The sequence below is a fragment of the Nucisporomicrobium flavum genome, from assembly GCF_016464385.1.
Lineage (GTDB): Bacteria > Actinomycetota > Actinomycetes > Mycobacteriales > Micromonosporaceae > Actinoplanes > Actinoplanes flavus_A.
Genome location: NZ_JADMLH010000004.1, coordinates 299523 through 318338 on the forward strand (window position 1 = coordinate 299523; position 18816 = coordinate 318338).

Genomic DNA, 18816 nt, shown 5'->3' on the forward strand with positions numbered 1-18816 from the left:
CCGTGGCCGAGGAGGTCGCCGCCGGGCAGCCCACGGCCGAGCAGATCGCGGCCGCCGGTGCCGAGCCGACGCCCGAGGCCAGCGCCCGTCATGCCGAGCTGAGCGAGGAGGTTCGCGGGCACCAGTACCGCTACTACGTCCTCGACTCGCCGACTGTCTCCGACGCCGAGTTCGACAAGCTGCTGCGCGAGTTGCAGGAGCTCGAGGACCAGTTCCCGGCCCTGCGCACGCCCGACTCGCCCACCCAGAACGTGGGGGGCACGTTCTCCACGCAGTTCACGCCCGTCGAGCACGCCGAGCGCATGATGTCGCTGGACAACGTCTTCGACGACGCCGAGCTCGCCGGGTGGGCGGAGCGTACCGAGCGGGACGCCGGTGGGCCGGTCGAGTTCATCTGCGAGCTCAAGGTCGACGGACTGGCCATCAACCTGACGTACGAGAAGGGCAAGCTCGTCCGCGGTGCGACGCGGGGCGACGGCCGTACGGGGGAGGACGTCACCTCGAACGTGCGCACCATCCGGGAGATTCCGGAGCGGCTCGCCGGCGAGAATCCGCCCGACCTGCTCGAGGTTCGTGGCGAGATCTACTTCCCCGGGTCCGCGTTCGCCGACCTCAACGCCTCTCTCGTCGAGCAGGGCAAAGCGCCGTTCGCCAACCCACGCAACGCGGCCGCGGGCAGTCTGCGCCAGAAGGACCCCCGCATCACAGCGTCGCGAGGGCTGCGGATGGTGGTGCACGGCATCGGTGCTCGCAAGGGCTTCACCCCGGATTCGCAGGCGCACGCGTACGAGGCGTTGAAGGCTTGGGGGTTGCCGACGAGCGAGCGGTGGAAGCTGGTCCCCGACATGGCCGGCGTGCGGGATTACATCGCCTACTACGCCGAGCACCGACACGACGTCGAGCACGAGATCGATGGCGTGGTCGTCAAGGTGAACGCGGTGGCGATCCAGGGGCGCCTCGGCTCCACCAGCCGGGCGCCGCGCTGGGCCATCGCGTTCAAGTACCCGCCCGAGGAGGTCACCACCAAGCTCCTCGACATTGACGTGAACGTCGGCCGGACGGGGCGGGTCACGCCGTTCGCGGTGCTCGAGCCCGTACGCGTGGCCGGCTCGACCGTCGCGCTCGCGACGTTGCACAACGCGCGTGAGGTCGAGCGCAAGGGTGTGTGGATCGGCGACACCGTCGTGCTGCGCAAGGCGGGCGACGTCATCCCCGAGGTCCTCGGTCCGGTGATGGACCTGCGCCCGGACGACGCGCGCCCCTTCGTGATGCCGACCGAGTGCCCGGCGTGCGGCACGAAGCTGGCGCCCGCCAAGGAAAGCGACATCGACATCCGCTGCCCGAACACGCGTTCCTGCCCGGCGCAGTTGCGCGAGCGGGTGTTCCATCTGGCCGGTCGGGGCGCGTTCGACATCGAGGTGCTCGGCTACAAGGCCGCGCAGGCGCTGCTCGAGTCGCAGATCATCGCCGACGAGGGCGACCTGTTCGCCATCACGGCCGACGACCTGCAGCGGTCCCCGTTCTTCGTCAACAAGGACGGCAGCCTCGGCAGCAACGCGGTCAAGCTCTTGGAGAACCTGGACGAGGCCAAGCACCGTCCGCTCTGGCGCGTTCTCGTCGCGCTCTCGATCCGGCACGTCGGCCCCACCGCCGCGCAGGCGCTGGCGCGGCACTTCGGGTCCATGGAGGCCCTCGAGACCGCAGTCGCCGAGGCCCGCGTCGAGGAGCTGTCCGCCGTGGAAGGCGTCGGGCCGACGATCGCAGAAAGCCTGCGTGAGTGGTTCGCCGTCGACTGGCACCGCGACATCGTCACCAAGTGGCGCACCGCCGGCGTGCAGATGGAGGACGAGCGGGCGGACGAGGGTCCCCGGCCGCTGGAAGGGCTCACGGTCGTCGTGACGGGCACCCTGGCCTCGTACTCCCGCGACGCGGCGACCGAGGCGGTGACTTCCCGCGGCGGCAAGGTGAGCGGCTCGGTGTCGAAGAAGACGGCCTTCGTGGTCGTGGGTGACAACCCCGGCAGCAAGTACGACAAGGCGCTGCAGCTGAAGGTTCCGGTGCTGGACGAGGACGCCTTCGGGGTGCTGCTCAGCGACGGACCGGACGCGGCCCGCGCGGTAGCGGAGATCGTGGAGACGCCGCCCAAGGAGTGACAGGCCAACTCTCGTGAGGCAGGGGAGCGCCGTCCTCAGTGGCGGCAGGCGGCCAGCACCGGCCGACCCGTCATTTACCGTCGCCCCTGCGCCGGCCTCAGCCACCCCGACAGCACCCCACTCCACCTGCGACAACCCGCTACCGGACCCTGTCGCCGGTTCCACCCAGGACCCTTGATCAGGCTCCAACGGGTGAACTTTCCACCGATCCACGTTCTCCGACTTATGCCAATTTGATAACGCCGAGTCTGTTTCGCGTAGTTTTGTCTATGTGGATCTATGGTGAGGAGGACTCGGTCGGTCGATGCCATCCTGGAGGTCGCATGGGTGCCGCACAGCAGCGCAGCTCCATGCCGGGTGGGCGGGGGTCGGTCAGTGCCAGGCGGGGCGCCGTCGCCGCGGTCGGGGGTGCCGCGGTCGTCGATGTCGCGCTGTGGGCACTCCTTCCCGGGCAGTTCGCCGACCTGGATACCGCCTTCTGGGTGATGGCCGTACTCGCTCTCGCCGTGGACGCACGCCCCTATGTGGTCGCGAACCGGCGGGCCAGCTCCGTCATCCTCCCGTCGATCTGCTTCACCTTCGGGATCGTGCTGGCCTGGGGATTCGTACCCGCGCTGACCGTGCAACTCGCCGCCATGGCGGTCGCCGGGGTGCGGATGCGGCAGTCAGCGAGGCGGGCGCTGCACCTTGCCGTCCAGCACGCTTTCGCGCTCGCCTCGGCCGCTCTGGTGGCCGGGCTGGCCGGGTTGCGGATCGGGCGGGAGCCGGACTGGGACGAGGCGCTGCTGATGATCGCCGCCGCCGTCGCCTGGATCTGCGGGCGGTACGGCCTGGATGCCGTGACCTCGCGGGTGCTGGCCGGCGGCCGGAAGCCGAAGCGGCCCGAGCGGTGGGGGCTGGAGTGGTTCGCCACCGCCTCGTTGCTGCTGCTGGGGCCCATTGTGCTGGCCGCTGCGCAGGTGGGGCTGGCGCTCGTACCCCTGGTGCTGCTGGCTCTGCACGCCGTGCACCGGATGGTCCGGTCGGCGGGCGAGTACGAGCGGGCCGCCCGGGTCGATGCGCTGACCGGGTTGCCGAACCGGCGCGCGTTGCAGGCGTCGGTCGCCGAGCGGGGTGCGGGGCGGGGGTCGCATCGGCCCGAGCGGCGGATGGCGTTGCTGCTGCTGGACCTCGACCGTTTCCGTACGGTCAATGACGCTCTCGGCCATGCTCACGGTGACCGGCTGCTCATCCAGGTGGCTCAGCGGCTGGCTGCCGTCGTACCCGCGCATGATCTTGTCGTCCGGCTCGGGGGTGACGAGTTCGCGGTGCTGGCCACCCGGGTCGACGGGCCGGCCGCGGCCCGGCGGATCGCCACCCATCTGGCCGATGCGCTCGGGGCGCCGTTCGCCGTCGACGGGTTGGCCATCGACGTGAGCGCGTCGATCGGGATCGCCCTGCAGTCCGAGCGGGGAAGCGACGGCGCGGCCCTGCTGCGGCAGGCCGAAGCCGCCATGTACGACGCCAAGCAGCGTGGAGCCCAGTTCGCGGTCTACGCGCGTGACGCCGACCACCACACACCCGACCTGACGCTCCTCGCCGACCTGCGGCGTTCGCTGCAACAGGAGCCCGCCGAGGGGCTGATGCTCTACTACCAGCCGCAGATCGCCATCGCGACCGGCGAAGTCGTCGGCGTGGAAGCCCTGTTGCGGTGGCAGCATCCCGACCGGGGCATGGTGGGGCCCGAGGAGCTGCTGCGTGTCGTCGAGCAGACCCCCGTCATGCGCCTGCTGACCAGCAGGGTTCTGGCCGAGGTGATCTCGCAGCTGGCCACCTGGCGCGCCGCCGGCCGGACCGTCCGGGCGTCGGTCAACGTCAGCGTGCGCGACCTGCACGCGACGGACATCGCCGAGGAGATCCAGAGCCTCCTTCTCCGGTACGCGGTTCCGGCCGACCAGCTGCAGCTCGAGATCACCGAGAGCGCGCTGATGGCCGACCCGCACCGGGTGCTGGACACGATCACCCGGCTGGACCGGATGGGCGTGGCGATCTCCCTCGACGACTTCGGGACCGGGTACTCGTCGCTGCAGCACCTGCGACGGCTGCCGCTCGCCGAGGTCAAGATCGACCGGTCGTTCGTGCTCGGCATGGCGGCGGACCGGGGCGACGCGGCGATCGTACGGTCGGTCATCGCGCTCGCCGACTCCCTCGGGCTGCGGGTCGTGGCCGAGGGGGTGGAGGACGAGCGGACGTGGAAGCTGCTCGCTGCGGACGGCTGCCACGCGGCGCAGGGGTGGTTCCACGCCCGGCCGATGCCGGCGGCCGAGTTCGCGGGCTGGCTGGCGCGGTACAGGCCGCTGCGTCCGGGGCGGGAACCGGGCGCCCTCGCGGCCACCTGATCGCCAGTTGTCCACAGGTTGGGGAGCCGCCCGACAAACCCCTCGCCGAGCCAAATAGACTCTCCGGGTCAGCATCACCGACCGACACCAGGGGGCACGATGGCCGCCATCTCCCGCGAAGAGGTCGCGCATCTCGCGCGCCTGTCGCGGCTCGCCGTGACCGACGAGGAGCTGGACAGGTTCGCCGGTCAGCTCGATGTCATCCTGCAGTCGGTCGCCCGGATCGGTGACGTGGCCGCCGACGACATCCCGCCCACCTCGCACTCCGTGCCGCTGACCAACGTCTACCGCGACGATGTCGTGCAGCCGTGCCTGCAGCAGGACGACGTTCTCGCCGGCGCTCCCGACGCCGCCGAGGGCCGTTTCCGCGTACCGCGCATCCTGGACGAGGAGGAGTGAGCGCCGTGAGTGACGTCACCAGGATGACGGCGGCGCAGATCGCCGGCCTCATCGCCTCCGGGGAGACCTCCGCCGTCGAGGTCGCCACCGCCCACCTCGACCGGATCGCCGCCGTCGACGAGCGGGTGCACGCGTTCCTGCACGTCGACCGGGAGGGCGCGCTCGCGGCTGCCGCCGACGTGGACGCCCGCCGGTCCCGCGGCGAGGAGTTGGGCCCGCTGGCCGGGGTGCCCGTCGCGGTCAAGGACGTGATCGCGACCAAGGGCATTCCCACCACCGCCGCCTCGAAGATCCTCGAGGGCTGGAAGCCGCCGTATGACGCGACGCTCGTCGAGCGGCTGCGCGGCGCCGGCACGGTCATGCTCGGCAAGACCAACATGGACGAGTTCGCGATGGGCTCGTCCACCGAATACTCCGCGTACGGGCCCACGAACAACCCGTGGGACCTCGGGCGCATCCCGGGTGGCTCCGGCGGCGGCAGTGCCGCTTCGCTGGCGGCGTACGAAGCTCCGCTCGCGATCGGCACCGACACCGGCGGCTCGATCCGTCAGCCCGGCGCGGTCACCGGCACCGTCGGCGCGAAGCCCACGTACGGCGGCACGTCGCGGTACGGGCTGATCGCCTTCTCGTCCTCGCTGGACACCCCGGGGCCCTGCGCGCGTACGGTCGAGGACGCCGCCCTCCTGCACGCGGTCATCGGCGGGCACGACCCGCGCGACTCCACCTCGATCCCGCAGCCTGTCCCGGACGTCGTGGCCGCTGCGCGGCTGGGCGCCACCGGCGACCTGACCGGCGTGAAGCTGGGCGTCGTCAAGGAGTTCGCGGGGGAGGGCGCCGAGCCGGGCGTGATCGCCGCGTTCCGCGAGTCGGTGGAGGCGCTGGTCAAGCTCGGCGCCGAGGTCGTCGAGGTCTCCTGCCCGCACTTCGAGTACGCGCTCCCCGCCTACTACCTGATCGCGCCGAGCGAGGCGTCGTCCAACCTCGCCCGCTTCGACGGCGTGCGCTACGGCCTGCGCTCCGGCGACGACGGCAAGCGCTCGCTCGAAGAGGTCATGTCGCTGACCCGCGACGAGGGCTTCGGCCCGGAGGTCAAGCGGCGCATCATCCTCGGCACGTACGCGCTCTCCAGCGGCTACTACGACGCGTACTACGGCCAGGCGCAGAAGGTGCGCACGCTGATCACGCGGGACTTCACCTCGGCGTTCGAGCAGGTCGACGTGCTGATCTCGCCGACCACGCCGTTCGTGGCGTTCCCGTTCGGGTCTCGCACCGCTGACCCGTACCAGATGTATCTCTCCGACCTCTACACGATTCCCACCAACCTCTACGGCGGCCCGGCGATCTCCGTGCCGTGCGGGCTGTCCGAGGGTCTCCCGGTCGGCTTCCAGATCATGGCGCCGACGATGGCGGACGACCGCATGTACCGGGTGGCCGCGGCCCTCGAGTCGGCGGTCGGCACGCTCACCCCGCCGGAGCTGTAGCACCACCGCCGCGTTCCCAGCTCGGCGCCGGGAACGCGGCGAACCCCGTCAGGCATGCCTTGTCCGGATTTGGAGTGACCGCATGAGTACGACCGTGCTGCCCTCGTACGAGGACGCGACCGCCCGCTACGAGCCGGTGATCGGCCTGGAGACGCACGTCGAGCTCGGCACGAACACGAAGATGTTCTGCGGCTGCCCGACGGAGTTCGGCGCGGAGCCCAACACGCAGGTCTGCCCCGTCTGCCTCGCCCTGCCCGGCGCGCTGCCGGTCGCCAACCGGGCCGGCATCGAGGCGACGATCCGCATCGGGCTCGCCCTCAACTGCGACATCGCCGAGTGGTGCCGGATGGCCCGGAAGAACTACTTCTACCCGGACATGCCGAAGAACTTCCAGACCTCGCAGTACGACGAGCCGCTGTGCACCGACGGCTACGTCGACGTCGAGATCGACGGCGAGACCGTCCGCATCGGCATCGAGCGGGTGCACCTCGAGGAGGACACCGGCAAGACGCTGCACGTCGGCGGCGCGACCGGACGCATTCACGGCGCCACCGAGTCGCTCGTGGACTACAACCGCGCCGGGATCCCGCTCGTCGAGATCGTCACCAAGCCGGTGCCCGGGATCGGCGCCAAGGCCCCTGAGGTCGCCAAGGCGTACGTGACGGAGCTGCGCGACATCATCCGCTCGCTCGGCGTCTCCGACGTGCGCATGGAACAGGGCTCGCTGCGCTGCGACGTCAACACCTCGCTCAACCTGCCGGGCGAGGAGTGGGGCACGCGTACGGAGACCAAGAACGTCAACTCGCTGCGCTCCGTCGAGCGCGCTGTCCGCTCCGAGATCATCCGCCAGGCGTCCGTTCTCGACGCCGGCGGCCGGATCACGCAGGAGACGCGGCACTTCCAGGAGGACACCGGCGACACCCGCCCGGGCCGCTCCAAGGAGACCGCGACCGACTACCGCTACTTCCCCGAGCCCGACCTCGTGCCGATCGCGCCGGACCGCGCGTGGGTCGCCGAGCTCAAGGCCTCGCTGCCGGAACGGCCCAGCGTCAAGCGGGCCCGGCTGCGCGAGGAATGGGGCATCAGCGCCCTCGACATGCAGTCCGTCGCCAACGCCGGCGCCGTCGAGCTGATCGAGCAGACGATCGCCGCCGGCGCCTCCCCGGCCGGCGCGCGCAAGTGGTGGATGGGCGAGCTGGCCCGCCGCGCCAACGAGACCGGCGTCGAGCTGGCCGAGGTCGGCGCCACCCCGGCGCAGGTCGCGCAGCTGCAGGCCCTGGTCGACGAGGGCAAGCTCAACGACAAGCTCGCCCGCACGGTCCTCGAGGGGGTCGTCGCCGGCGAGGGCGACCCCGCGCAGGTCATGGCCGCCCGAGGCCTCGGCGTCGTCTCCGACACCGGCGCCCTCCAGGCCGCGGTCGACGAAGCCATCGCCGCCAACCCGGACATCGCCGCCAAGATCCGCGACGGCAAGGTCGCCGCGGCGGGCGCCCTCGTCGGCGCGGTCATGAAGACCACCCGCGGCCAGGCAGACGCCAAAACCGTCCGCGACCTCATCCTCGCCCGCCTCAGCTGACCCCGTATTCAGCGACGATCACGACGAAAGAATCCAAGTACGGACACCGCAGAGCGAGACTGGCACACGGCCCGGCCCCTACCGTCCCGGCCTACGCACGCCCGCATCCGGGCGGTGAGCGCGCGAGACCCCACGACCGCCCCCGGCAGTCTCGCGCGGACCGGGGAATGGCGGCCAGGACGGCGGTCAAGCTACGCCCAACCACGCTGCAGCCGCCTACGCCCCGGCTCCGCGGCTGAAAGCCTGGACAGCAGCTCCCAGCCCGGCCAGCTGAAAGGCTGAACAGCAGCTCCCAGCCCGGCCGTAGCCGCAACGCTCGGCGGGGTCGTGACGGCCGGCAGGGTCGTGACGCCTGGCGGCGTCGTGGCGCCTCGCGGGGTCGTGGCGCCTCGCGGGGTCGTGGCGTCTCGCGGGGTCGTGACGGCGGGCGGGGGTCGTGAGGGCGGGCGGGGGTCGTGACAGCGGTCGGGGTCGTGACGACCGACGCTGATCTCCCGACTCGGCCGTGGAGGACGGCAGATGCCAACAGCTTGAAGCTGGACAGCACCTGCCGCAGTAGGCCGCTCGCGCAACGGTAGAAGGCAAGCGTCGGCCGCGCGCCGGAAGCGCGGCGTTGGGTGGAGGCATCGGCCGCGGATCGCAACCATGAGGCGGTGGCTGGACGGCGCCACGCGTGGACCGTAGGCGTGCGGCGGTGGGTGGACGGCGCCGGGCGCGGATCGCAAGCTTGAGGCGGTGGCTGGACGGCGCCACGCGTGGACCGTAGGCGTGCGGCGGCGGGTGGAAGGCGCCGCCCGTGGATCGCGAGGCGCGGCAGTGAGCGACAGCCGCCGGCAGGCGGGCGGTGTTGGCAGGCGGCGTCAGCGGCAGGCGGCGTGGGCCGCAGGCGCGGCGTGGGCGGTGGATGGCAGCGCGGCGTGGGCGGTGGATGGCAGCGCGGCGTGGGCGGCGGGCGTAGGCGCGGCGTAGGCGGTGGGCGCCGGCGTGGGTGGGATGGGCGGCAGGAGCCGGCGCGGCGTAGGCGAGGGGCATCCGACCGGAAGGCCTCGGGTGGCAGGTCAGCCCGGATGCGGGCGGCACTCAGGCCGGGACGGCAGGTGCTGGCCCTGTGTGCCACGGGACCTTCGTGGGTCCGTACTTAAAATGCCGTGACCGTGGTGCGTCCGTGCCCGTGGAAAGATCCGGGACCCTCGTGTGTCCGGACCTGAGAGGAAGCGGGATCCCTCGGAAAGCTGGTCAGCTGCGCCGGACGCCCGGGGTGACGCCGTTGAAGACCGATGGGTCTGTCGTCGGCGCCGGCTTTTCGGCGCCGACCACGTTTCTTTGCATTTCGACGTTGGACTGGCCGGTGCCGCCGAGTTGGATGTCGTCGTAGGCCTTGAGGTTCTGGTTCTCGTCGAAGTAGAGGACCGACATCTGCAGCGGCGTCGGGGCTTCCTTCTGCAGGCCGCGGAGGCCCGCTCCGCCCGTGGAGCCTTCCACCAGGAGGCGGGTCTCCAGCGGGGGCGGGGTGGGGGTGCCGGACGGCACCGGGGTCGGTGACGGCGCGGTGCCCTCGGCGGGTGGGGCGGGGGCCGGCAGGATGCTGACCTCGCGTTTGTGGGTGTGGCCGGCGAGGACGAGCGGGACCACGCCGGACAGGGGTGGTGCCATTGCCGGGTCGTGGACGAGCGCGACTCCGACCTTGCGGTTGGCGCCGCGGATCGTGGTGGCGAGCTGGCCGCCGCTGCTCAGGAGCGGGGTGGTGGCCGGGTCGTCGGCGTTGGCTGCCGGCGGGGTTTCGCTCTTGTCCGGAGTGAACTCCGGGTCGCCGATGCCCGCGATGGTCACGCCGCTGATCGTGGTCATCGTGTTGTCCAGGACGATCGCGTTGCGCTGGCGGGCCACCGCCGCCTGGATGGCCGACGAGTCGTGGTTACCGCGCACGTAGATGTACGGGACGCCGAGCTGGCCGATGTTGTTCACGTACGTCGTCTCCGCGCTGCTGCCCCAGTCGACGATGTCCCCGGTGTCCACCACCGCGTCGATGTCCCAAGACTTCACCACGGTCTTGATGACGTTCCACGAGGTCGGGTTCAGGTGCAGGTCGGAGACGTGCAGGATGCGGGTCGTGTTGCCCGACGGCTCCACCGGCAGCGTGGAGACCGTGGTGTAGATGCGGCTGACGTTGCTGACCAGCTCGGCGAGCTGGTCGGCGTACCGGCCGTAGTTGTCCGCGATGCGGCGGGCGTCACCGACCACCGCGGGCGCGTTCACCAGCAGGCCCTCGTAGCGCGGCTCGCTGATCGACCCGGGCCGGATCGTGCCGGCCGCCAGGCCCAGGCTGCCGCCCGTGACCATCAGCGCGATCAGGCCAGCCGAGGCCACCCGGCGGACGTTGCGGAAGATCAGCGCGGACAGCAGCAGGGCGCACGCGATGGCCGCGCCGAGCGCGCGCAGGCTGAGTTGCAGGACACCCCGGGTGACGTCGTCGACCGCGGACTGGCCGGCCGCGCTGATCGCCGTCGGGTCGTCGATCAGCGCCTCCGTACGCTGCTGGTCCAGCGAACCCAGGTTGACCTTGAGGTGGATGGGGCCGTCGTGGCTGTCGAGGTGCAGCGAGCCCAGCGGCGGGATGTCCACCTCCGTGCCGCCTTCGACCGACGGGCTGATCGACATGTCGGCGCGGAACGGTCCCACCGGGATGTCCGACTGGGCGAGCAGCATCGTGCCGACGACGACGCCGGTGAGGCTCACCAGCAGGACGGCCGCCCAGATGCGCAGGCGGTGCGCCCAGTGATGGCGCCAGGCGCGGCCCAGGGCACCGGTCACCCGGTGCGTCGCACGCAGCACCGGCGAGAGTCTGTTTTCCATGGTCAACGGCTCACCTGCCCCCGTGCGCCGGTCCTCAAACGGTTCGTCGGTCAGGTCCCTGCTCAGCTGCGGCCCGCGCCCCCGTCCGAGAAGACCAGCCGGATGATCCGGTCGTCGTCGGGACCCGGCTCACCGCCGTCCTCCTGGTTGGAGGTGGTCACCCAGAGCGAACCGTCCGGGGCGGCGGTCACGGCCCGCAACCGGCCGTACTCGCCGGTCAGGAGTTCGCGGGGCCGCCCGATCAGGGTGCCGTTGCCGGTCACCTCGACGATCCACAGGCGTTGCCCGCCCGGGCAGGCGGTCGCGATCGTGCGTTCCAGCACCGCCACGCCGGAACAGTTGGACTCCTGGGCGGGCCAGCTCACGAGGGGGTTCGTGAACTTGGCGTCGGAGCCGGCGCCGTCGGCCGCCGGCCAACCGTAGTTCTTGCCCTTCGCGATCACGTTGAGCTCGCCGGAGGTGCGCTGGTCGGACTCGCTCGCGTACAGGCGCTTGCCGGCGTCCCAGGCGAGGCCCTGCACGTTGCGGTGCCCGGAGGACCAGACCGGCGAGTTCTTGACCGGGTTTCCCGGTGCGGGGTTGCCGGACGCGGTGATCCGCAGGATCTTGCCGCCGAGGCTCTTGGCGTTCTGTGCCTGGGTGCCGGCGGTCGAGCCGTCGCCGGTGGAGACGTAGAGCTGCCCGTCCGGCCCGAACTTGAGCTGGCCGCCGTTGTCGTTGCGTGAGCGCGGGATGCCGGTCAGGATCGGCTGCGGCTTGCCCTTGAGCTTCAGCTTCGCGACGCGGTTGTCCTTGTCCGTCGAGTAGTACACGTAGACGGTCTGGTCGGTCGCATACTTCGGCGAGACCGCGATGCCGAGCAGGCCACCGTCGCCGCCCGCCGAGACCTCGGAGAGCCGCTGCACCTCGGTGACCTTGAGGCCCTTCGCGTCCGACTCCGGGCCGACCTTGAGAATGCGGGCCGTGTCGCGCTCGGTGACCAGCGCGGACCCGTCGGGCAGGAACGCCATCCCCCACGGAACCTCCAGGCCCGAGGCGAGCACGGTGGCGGCCACCTCGCGCTCGCCGCCGCCCGCCGCGCTGGCAGAAGCCGACGGCGTGGGAAGGTTCGGCGGGGCGCCGGCCACGTCCGGGTCCGGCGGGCCGAAGCTGCACCCGGCGGTCAGGGACAGCACGGCACCGAGCGTCACCGCACCGGCGCGGGTGCTGCGCTTGATCACACGGCCCTTCGTCACCACACCAGGGTAGCCGCGCCTTCCGGGCGGGCTTCGGTTGTCCACAGGACCGTCCCCGGAGGGGCCGGGCGTCGCGGTCCGGGCGGGCCTCGGTTGTCCACAGGGCCGGGCCGGGCGTCGCGGTCCGGGCGGGCTTCGGTTGTCCACAGGGCCGGGCCGGGCGTCGCGGTCCGGGCGGGAGATGGCTAGGTTGGGCGGGTGTTGGTCTGGATCGCCCACGAGGCGGGTCGTGCGTTGCTCGGCGAGGTGCCGGCCGGTGTCGAGGTCGAGGTCTGCGAGGACGCCGCGAGCTGGCCGTCCGACCCGGCGAAGGTCGACTTCTGGGTGCCGCCGTTTCTCGCGACCGTACGGGCCGCCGAGCAGGTGTCCCACCTCACCGGCGTACGGGTGGTGCAGCTGCTCTCCGCGGGCGCCGACGCCTGGGTGGGTCTGGTGCCGCCGGGTGTCCAGCTGTGCGACGCGCGGGGTGTGCACGACAAGCCCGTGGCCGAGTGGGTGCTCGGCGCGGCTATCGGTGCGATGCGGCAGTTCCCCGCGTTCGTACGCGCCCAGCAGCGCGAGGACTGGGCGCTCAAGGCGTACACGCCGACCCAGGAGCTCACCGGGAAGCGGGTGCTGATCGTGGGCGCCGGGTCGATCGGCCGGGCCATCGAGGAGCACATGGCGCCCTTCGGTGTCACGGTCACCCGGGTGGCGCGTACGGCCCGGCCCGACCAGGACGTGCACGGCGTCGAGGCGCTGCCGGAGCTGCTGCCGCACGCCGAGGTGGTCGTGCTCGTCGTACCGCTGACCGACCAGACCCGCGGCATGGTCGACGCCGCCTTCCTCGCCGCGATGCCGGACGGCGCGCTGCTGGTCAACGCCGCTCGGGGGCCCGTGGTGGACACCGATGCCCTGGTCGCGGCGCTGACTCCCGGTCGCATCTCGGCGGCGCTCGACGTCACCGAGCCGGAACCGCTGCCGCCCGGCCACCCGCTCTGGCACCTGCCCAACGTGTTCCTCACCCCGCACAGCGCCGGGTCGGTGGTGGGGCTGCTGCCACGGGCGTACGGGCTGGCCGGCGACCAGATACGGCGGTTCGCGGCCGGCGAGCCATTGATCAACCAGGTGTCGAACGGCTACTGAGCGCGCCCACCAGGAGCCGCCGGCTATTCAACGTCTTCCGGCTCGTTGACCGTCTGGCCGCCCGCGGCGGCGTCTTCGGGCTCGTTGACCGTCTGGCCGCCCGCGGCCAGGACTGCCGGCAGGTTGCCCGTGGTCACGCCGGTCAGCCGCAGCGCACCGCCGTCGTTGAGCAGCGCCGAGATCCGCTTGCGAGGGTCCGGTGCAAGCTCCACGATCCGCGACCACGGCACGAAGGTCGATCCGAAGAGCGCGCGGACCCGCAGCCCGTCCGGGTGCACGTCCGTGCCGGCCCGCAACGCCCAGACCAGGACCGCCAGCGGGATCAACAGCACGGGGGCCAGATGCCAGCGCGCGCCCGCGAAGGGCACGGTGCCCACGAACGCGGTCAAGGCGGCGACGACGAGGGCGCCGGACTTGCGGACGCGCAGGACGGGTCGGCTCACGAGCGTCATCCTTCCACCCGTACGGCGGGCGGTTTTTGTCGGACCCGGCGCGAATACTGCATCTCATGACACACATGCTCGCCATCGGCACCCAGAAAGGCCTGTTCCTGGCCACCAGTGACGACCGGCGGAGCTGGCGAGTCAGCTCCGCGCACTTCCCCGGCCACGCGATCTACGCCGTCGCGTTCGACACCCGCGGGCCGGTCCCGCGCGTGCTCGCCGGGGTCGACAGTTCCCACTTCGGACCCAGTGTGCTCATCAGCGAAGACCTCGGCGAGACCTGGCAGGAGCCGGAGGCAGCGCCGCTCGCCTTCCCGGCCGGCACGGACGCGGCGGTCGAGCGGGTGTGGCAGATCGCGCCCGCCGGCCCGCTCGAGCCCGGCGTCGTCTATGCCGGCACCCAGCCGTCCGCCCTGTGGCGCTCGAGCGACGGCGGCCGGACGTACGAGTTGATCCGGGCCCTGTGGGACCACCCGCACCGGCCCGAGTGGGGCGCCGGCTACGGCGGCCAGGCGATCCACACGATCCTGCCGCACCCGGCCGACCCGGATCGGATCCTCGTGGCCATGTCGGCCGGCGGTGTCTACCGCACGGCCGACGGCGGCGAGACCTGGGCCGCCGCCAACCGGGGGATCAAGGCGTATTTCCTTCCCGACCCGTGGCCGGAGTTCGGTCAGTGCGTGCACAAGGTCGCGCGCGACGCCGCCGATCCCGACCGCTACTACGCGCAGAACCATCACGGGGTCTACCGCTCCACCGATGGTGGCGACTCGTGGGAGTCGATCGCCGGCGGCCTGCCGTCCGATTTCGGTTTCCCGATGGCCGCGCATCCGTCGCGCGGCGGCACGATCTGGAATTTTCCGCTGGTCAGCGACGGTGAACGGCAGCCGGTCGATCTGGAGTGCCGGGTGTTCCGCTCGGACGACGGCGGCGAGACCTGGCAGCCGCAGCACAAGGGCCTGCCGGACGGCCCGTACTACCCGGTCGTGCTGCGCGACGCGTTGTGCACCGACGACGGCGCGCCCGCCGGGGTCTACTTCGGCACGCGCGCCGGAGAGGTGTTCGCGAGCGCCGACGAAGGTGAGACGTGGTCCACGGTGGCCGCCCACCTGCCCGACGTGCTCTGCGTCCGAGCGGCCGGCGTCTGATGCCGAGCGTGCTGATTCCGGGGGTGCTCCGCGCGGAGGCCGGCGGGGTGTCGCGCCTGGAGGTGTCCGCGGACGGTTCGCTGCGGGCTGTGCTGGACGAGCTGGGGGAGCGCTGGCCCCGGCTGGAGCGGCGGATCCGCGACGAGAGCGGCGCCCTGCGGCGCTACGTCAACGTGTACGTGGACGGTGAGGACTGCCGGCGCTCCGGAGGGTTGGACGCGCCGGTCCCCTCGGCTGCGGAGATCCAAGTCCTCCCGTCAATAGCAGGGGGATGACGACACGGAGCAGGATGACGACACGGTGGCGGCCTCGCGAGCGCGGTCGTCCATAGCCGACTTTCCGCACGTGCGGAGGATGATGGCCCACACGTAACCTGTCCGGGGGACAGTCGTTACCCGATGTGGGAGCAGCGTCCCCTGCGCCGCTCCTGGCTTCCGCGGAGCACCAGACAACCCCGACAACGTCCGTAGAGGATCCCGCCGACGTGGCTGTGCCGCCCCCCGCACGCCTCGCCACCCGGGTCAGCGCCCGGGTGGCGTTCCTTGCCGTCCCCGTGATCGGGGCGCTCGCCCTGCTCGCCGGAGTGGCCGGCCTGATGCCGCCGATGGCATCGCTCGTCGCCGGTGTCGGCGTGGCCGCGATCTTCGCCACCGCCGTGCTCTGGCGGACGGCGCTGGCCATCCACCACGCCGAGGCCGCCTTCGCCGCCTGCCGGGGCGCCGGCCTGATCGGCATGGCATCTCTGTGCGCAGCCGTGACCTGCGGCGTTCTGCTGCTCGGGCCGCCCGCCGTCGGGGTGTGGGCAGCGCTGGGTGTGGGCGCCACGGCCGCGTTCTTCGTGGTCGGGACGATGCTGCTGCCCGGCGCGGCCACCTCGGTCGCGGTGCGGCTGCGGCGGGCGTTCGACGGGCTGGGGCTGGGCGTCAGCCTGGGCTTCGCGGCGTACCTGGTGACGCCGATGCACCGAGCCCCGCCTTCGGCGCTGGCCGGCACATTGCTGGCCGCGGCCGGCGTCTCGATCGTCACGGTCATCGTGCTGCGGGCGCGGCTGCACCGGCCGGCGGCCCTGCGGTGCGGGTTCGGCGCGATCATCGTGCTGCTGGCCCTGTCCGCCGTCGTCACCGTCGTGCTGTCCGGCGTGACCGGCCGGCTCGTACCGGCCCTCGGCCTGATCGTCGTGGCCGGGTTGACGCTGGCCGCGGAGGGCGGGTCGCGGCGCAACCTGCCGGCGGACCTGAAGCCCAAGGAGCCCGACCACTACCTGTCCAGCTATCCGCTGCTTGCCGTACCGGCCGGGGTGGGTGTCGTGGCGGCGCTGGTCCACCTGATCGCGGTGGGCGGGTTCGACAACACCGCGATCGCGCTGGGCATTTCCATGGTCGCCGTGCTGACCATGCGGGAGCTGCTCGTCGTCAGCGACATCCGGCGGTACACCGCGCAGCTGCGCACCAAGGAGGCGCATTTCCGGTCGCTGGTCGCCGGTGCCACCGACCTCACGCTGGTGCTCGACGAGCGGCTGACGATCCGGTGGCAGTCGCCGGCCGCCGCGCGCCTGTTCGGGCTGGCGGAGGCCGAGGTCGTGGGCCGCACGTTCCTGGAGCTGATCCACCCCGACGACGTTCCCGGCGCCCGGGCCGGGCTCGAGTCGCTCATCGCCGGCGAGCACGCCGACGGGCCTCCCGCCCTGCTCACCGCGCGGCTGCGCGACGGGCACGGCATCTGGCGCGACACCGAGTCCACCGTGGCCGACCAGCGCGCGGTGCCCGAGGTGGCCGCGCTCGTGGTGCACGTGCGTGACGTCGGCGAGCGGCGCCACCTCGAACGCGCCCTGCACCGTCTGTCCTACACCGACCAGCTGACCGGCCTGGCCAACCGCCGCGCGCTGATGCGCGACCTCCTCGAGTTCCGGCGCCGCCCCGGCCAGCAGGGCACGCTGCTCGTCATCGACCTGCACGGGCTGGCCGAGATCAACGACAGCCGCGGCCGGGAGACCGGCGACGCCGTGCTCATCGAGGTCGGCCGGCGCATCCGCAGCCTGCTCGCCGACGAGGACGTAGCGGCGCGGCTGGGCGGCGACGAGTTCGCGGTGCTCACGCCGGACGGGGCGGTGCTCGCGTACGCGCTGGCCACCCGCATCGTGACCGCGCTGATGGAGCCGTACGAGCTGCCCGGCATGATCGTCGAGCTGCACACCAGCGTGGGCCTCGCCGAGCTCACCGGCGGCAAGGACTCCGAGGAGGTGCTGCGCCACGCCGACCTGGCCCGCAGCCGCGCCCGCCAGCTCGGAAAGGACCGCGTCGAGTGGTACGACACCGACGTCGAGATCCAGCTGCACCGCCGCATGGACCTGGAACGCGAGCTGCTGGGCGCGGCCGACCGCGGCGAGCTCGACCTGGTCTTCCAGCCGGTCGTCTCGCTGCGCGACACCCAGCCGGTCGGCGTCGAGGCGCTGCTGCGCTGGCGGCACCCCAAGCTCGGCACGATCCTGCCCGCCGAACTGCTCCCGATCGCCCGCGCGGTCGGTTGCGCCGCGGAGCTGGACGAATGGGTGCTCGACGCGGCCTGCCGCCGGCTGGCGAGCTGGACCGCGGGCGGCAACGACTTCTGGCTCTCCGTCAACGTCGCCCCCCGCGAACTGCTCACGGCCCGTTTCCCGGAACGCGTCGCGGAGCTGCTGGACCGCCACGACATCGCCCCGGAACGCCTGGTCGTCGAGGTGCAGGAGACCTGGATCGCCGAGGACCTGCCGGCGATCGTCGCGTCGCTCACCGGCCTGCGCAAGCTCGGCGTCCGCGCGGCCCTCGACGACTTCGGCGCAGGCCACGCGTCCCTCGCCCACCTGCGCCGCCTCCCGGTCGACATGCTCAAGCTCGACCAGGCCCTGATCAACCAGCCGGCCGAAACCGGCACCACGCCCGCGGTGATCGACGTCGTGGTCAGCCTCGGCCGCCGGCTCGGCCTGGAGATCGTCGCCAAGGGCCTCGAATCGCAGGACCAGGTCGACCGCGCCCGCCAGGCGGGCTGCCACTACGGCCAGGGCTTCGTGCTCGCCCGCCCCGCCCCCGCGGAGCGCATGGAGGCCTACCTCGAGAGCCATCGGTCGTAGATTCTCACGGTCCGGACAATTCATAAGTACGGGCACAGAAAGGCGCCGGCTCCCACGGACGAAGGTCCGTGCGGCGCAAGCTGGTCGAGCGACCGCCGGGCTCAGAAACGGATCCGGGCCACCCGCCCCCGACGCTTACACTCCTGTGTGGACGATCTCATCGATGGGCGTACGGCGGGGGCGATGACACCGGACCAGCGCGACTTCGGACCACCTGGCGACCCGCGGGCCGCTCAGCAGCGCCGGCCTGATCACACGCGGCTCAACATCTGGCTGACGTTCGCCGGCACCATTCTCGCCGCGTTGATCGCCGGGGTGTTCGCGCTGCTCACGGCCGGTGGGGGCGGGTCCGGCGACGCCGGCACCGAGCATCCGGCGGCCACCCGGCGGACCGATCCCGCCGACCCGGCGACCACCCGTACTCCGGCGGACAGCGGGGACGGCGCGGACGGGGCCACGCCTGCGACGACCGGCGACGTCGGCGCTCCGCGGGAGACGGGTGCCGTCGACGGGGGCGTGCCGGTGCGGTGGTCCGGGTCGGTCGTCGCCTCGACCGGTGGGCTGAGCGACGCCGTCGATCTCGACGCGCGGCCGCCGCGGTCCCTCGATGACACCGCGATCGACGGTGATCTGAGCATCCGGCGCATCGGCTCCGGCGAAGTGAACCTCAGCGATGCCGCCCTCGGCCGGCCGGCGTTCATCGCGCCGTGGGCCGGTCGTGGCACTCCCGGGTTCGCGCAGTGTCAGGAGGCCGCGTTCGCTCAGGGCGTGGACGAGGTCGCCGACATCGAGCTCGGGGCGGTGCTGTGCATGCGGACGAACAAGGACCGCATCGCCCGGCTCACCGTACGGAAGATCAGCGCCCGGCAGGGGACGGTCACGTTCGACTCGGTGGTCTGGGACAACTCCTGACGGGCGG

Annotated in this window: 13 protein-coding genes; 10 read left to right on the forward strand and 3 right to left on the reverse strand. The window is 72.1% G+C overall.

The genetic code is table 11. The features are described from left to right. Positions 1–2: 2 nt before the first annotated feature. From ligA to gatB, 5 genes are all read left to right on the forward strand, one after another. Complete coding sequence (ligA, locus tag IT780_RS13035; RefSeq protein WP_199511949.1) at positions 3–2153, forward strand: NAD-dependent DNA ligase LigA; 2151 nt, start codon at positions 3–5, stop codon at positions 2151–2153. Between the two features lie 323 nt (positions 2154–2476). Then, positions 2477–4531, forward strand: a complete 2055-nt coding sequence (locus IT780_RS13040; RefSeq protein WP_199511756.1) for a putative bifunctional diguanylate cyclase/phosphodiesterase — start codon at positions 2477–2479, stop codon at positions 4529–4531. Between the two features lie 99 nt (positions 4532–4630). Next, positions 4631–4930 carry an Asp-tRNA(Asn)/Glu-tRNA(Gln) amidotransferase subunit GatC gene (gatC, locus tag IT780_RS13045; protein WP_199511757.1) on the forward strand — a complete coding sequence of 100 codons (300 nt, stop codon included), beginning with the start codon at positions 4631–4633 and terminating at the stop codon, positions 4928–4930. A gap of 23 nt (positions 4931–4953) precedes the next feature. Beyond that, positions 4954–6411 (forward strand): Asp-tRNA(Asn)/Glu-tRNA(Gln) amidotransferase subunit GatA, encoded by a 1458-nt coding sequence (gene gatA, locus IT780_RS13050; protein WP_233412798.1) that lies wholly within the window; start codon positions 4954–4956, stop codon positions 6409–6411. Positions 6412–6493: 82 nt separating this feature from the next. Beyond that, on the forward strand, positions 6494–7987 hold the full coding sequence (gene gatB / locus IT780_RS13055; protein ID WP_199511759.1) for an Asp-tRNA(Asn)/Glu-tRNA(Gln) amidotransferase subunit GatB: 1494 nt from the start codon (positions 6494–6496) through the stop codon (positions 7985–7987). Positions 7988–9223: 1236 nt separating this feature from the next. Here the strand turns inward: gatB and IT780_RS13060 are convergent. After that, positions 9224–10894 (reverse strand): metallophosphoesterase, encoded by a 1671-nt coding sequence (locus IT780_RS13060; RefSeq protein WP_372443691.1) that lies wholly within the window; start codon positions 10892–10894, stop codon positions 9224–9226. Between the two features lie 8 nt (positions 10895–10902). After that, positions 10903–12075: a PQQ-dependent sugar dehydrogenase gene (locus tag IT780_RS13065; protein WP_307831165.1), complete on the reverse strand. Its 1173-nt coding sequence runs from the start codon at positions 12073–12075 to the stop codon at positions 10903–10905. Positions 12076–12273: 198 nt separating this feature from the next. Between IT780_RS13065 and IT780_RS13070 the strand changes: the two genes are divergently transcribed. Continuing rightward, entirely contained in the window at positions 12274–13200 is a 927-nt protein-coding gene (locus IT780_RS13070) for a 2-hydroxyacid dehydrogenase (RefSeq protein ID WP_199511761.1), read from the forward strand. Between the two features lie 23 nt (positions 13201–13223). Here IT780_RS13070 and IT780_RS13075 read toward each other — a convergent pair whose 3' ends face one another. Beyond that, entirely contained in the window at positions 13224–13643 is a 420-nt protein-coding gene (locus IT780_RS13075) for a PH domain-containing protein (protein ID WP_372443685.1), read from the reverse strand. 65 nt (positions 13644–13708) lie between these two features. On the opposite strand from IT780_RS13075, the gene IT780_RS13080 reads away from it, so the two are divergent. From IT780_RS13080 to IT780_RS13095, 4 genes are all read left to right on the forward strand, one after another. Beyond that, positions 13709–14791 (forward strand): WD40/YVTN/BNR-like repeat-containing protein, encoded by a 1083-nt coding sequence (locus IT780_RS13080; protein ID WP_199511763.1) that lies wholly within the window; start codon positions 13709–13711, stop codon positions 14789–14791. Then, positions 14791–15066 (forward strand): MoaD/ThiS family protein, encoded by a 276-nt coding sequence (locus IT780_RS13085; protein WP_199511764.1) that lies wholly within the window; start codon positions 14791–14793, stop codon positions 15064–15066. Before IT780_RS13080 ends, IT780_RS13085 begins: the two co-directional genes overlap by 1 nt. A 209-nt stretch (positions 15067–15275) precedes the next feature. Then, positions 15276–17897, forward strand: a complete 2622-nt coding sequence (locus IT780_RS13090; RefSeq protein ID WP_307831166.1) for a putative bifunctional diguanylate cyclase/phosphodiesterase — start codon at positions 15276–15278, stop codon at positions 17895–17897. 147 nt (positions 17898–18044) lie between these two features. After that, positions 18045–18809, forward strand: a complete 765-nt coding sequence (locus tag IT780_RS13095) for a hypothetical protein (RefSeq protein WP_199511765.1) — start codon at positions 18045–18047, stop codon at positions 18807–18809. The last annotated feature ends 7 nt before the right edge of the window (positions 18810–18816 follow it).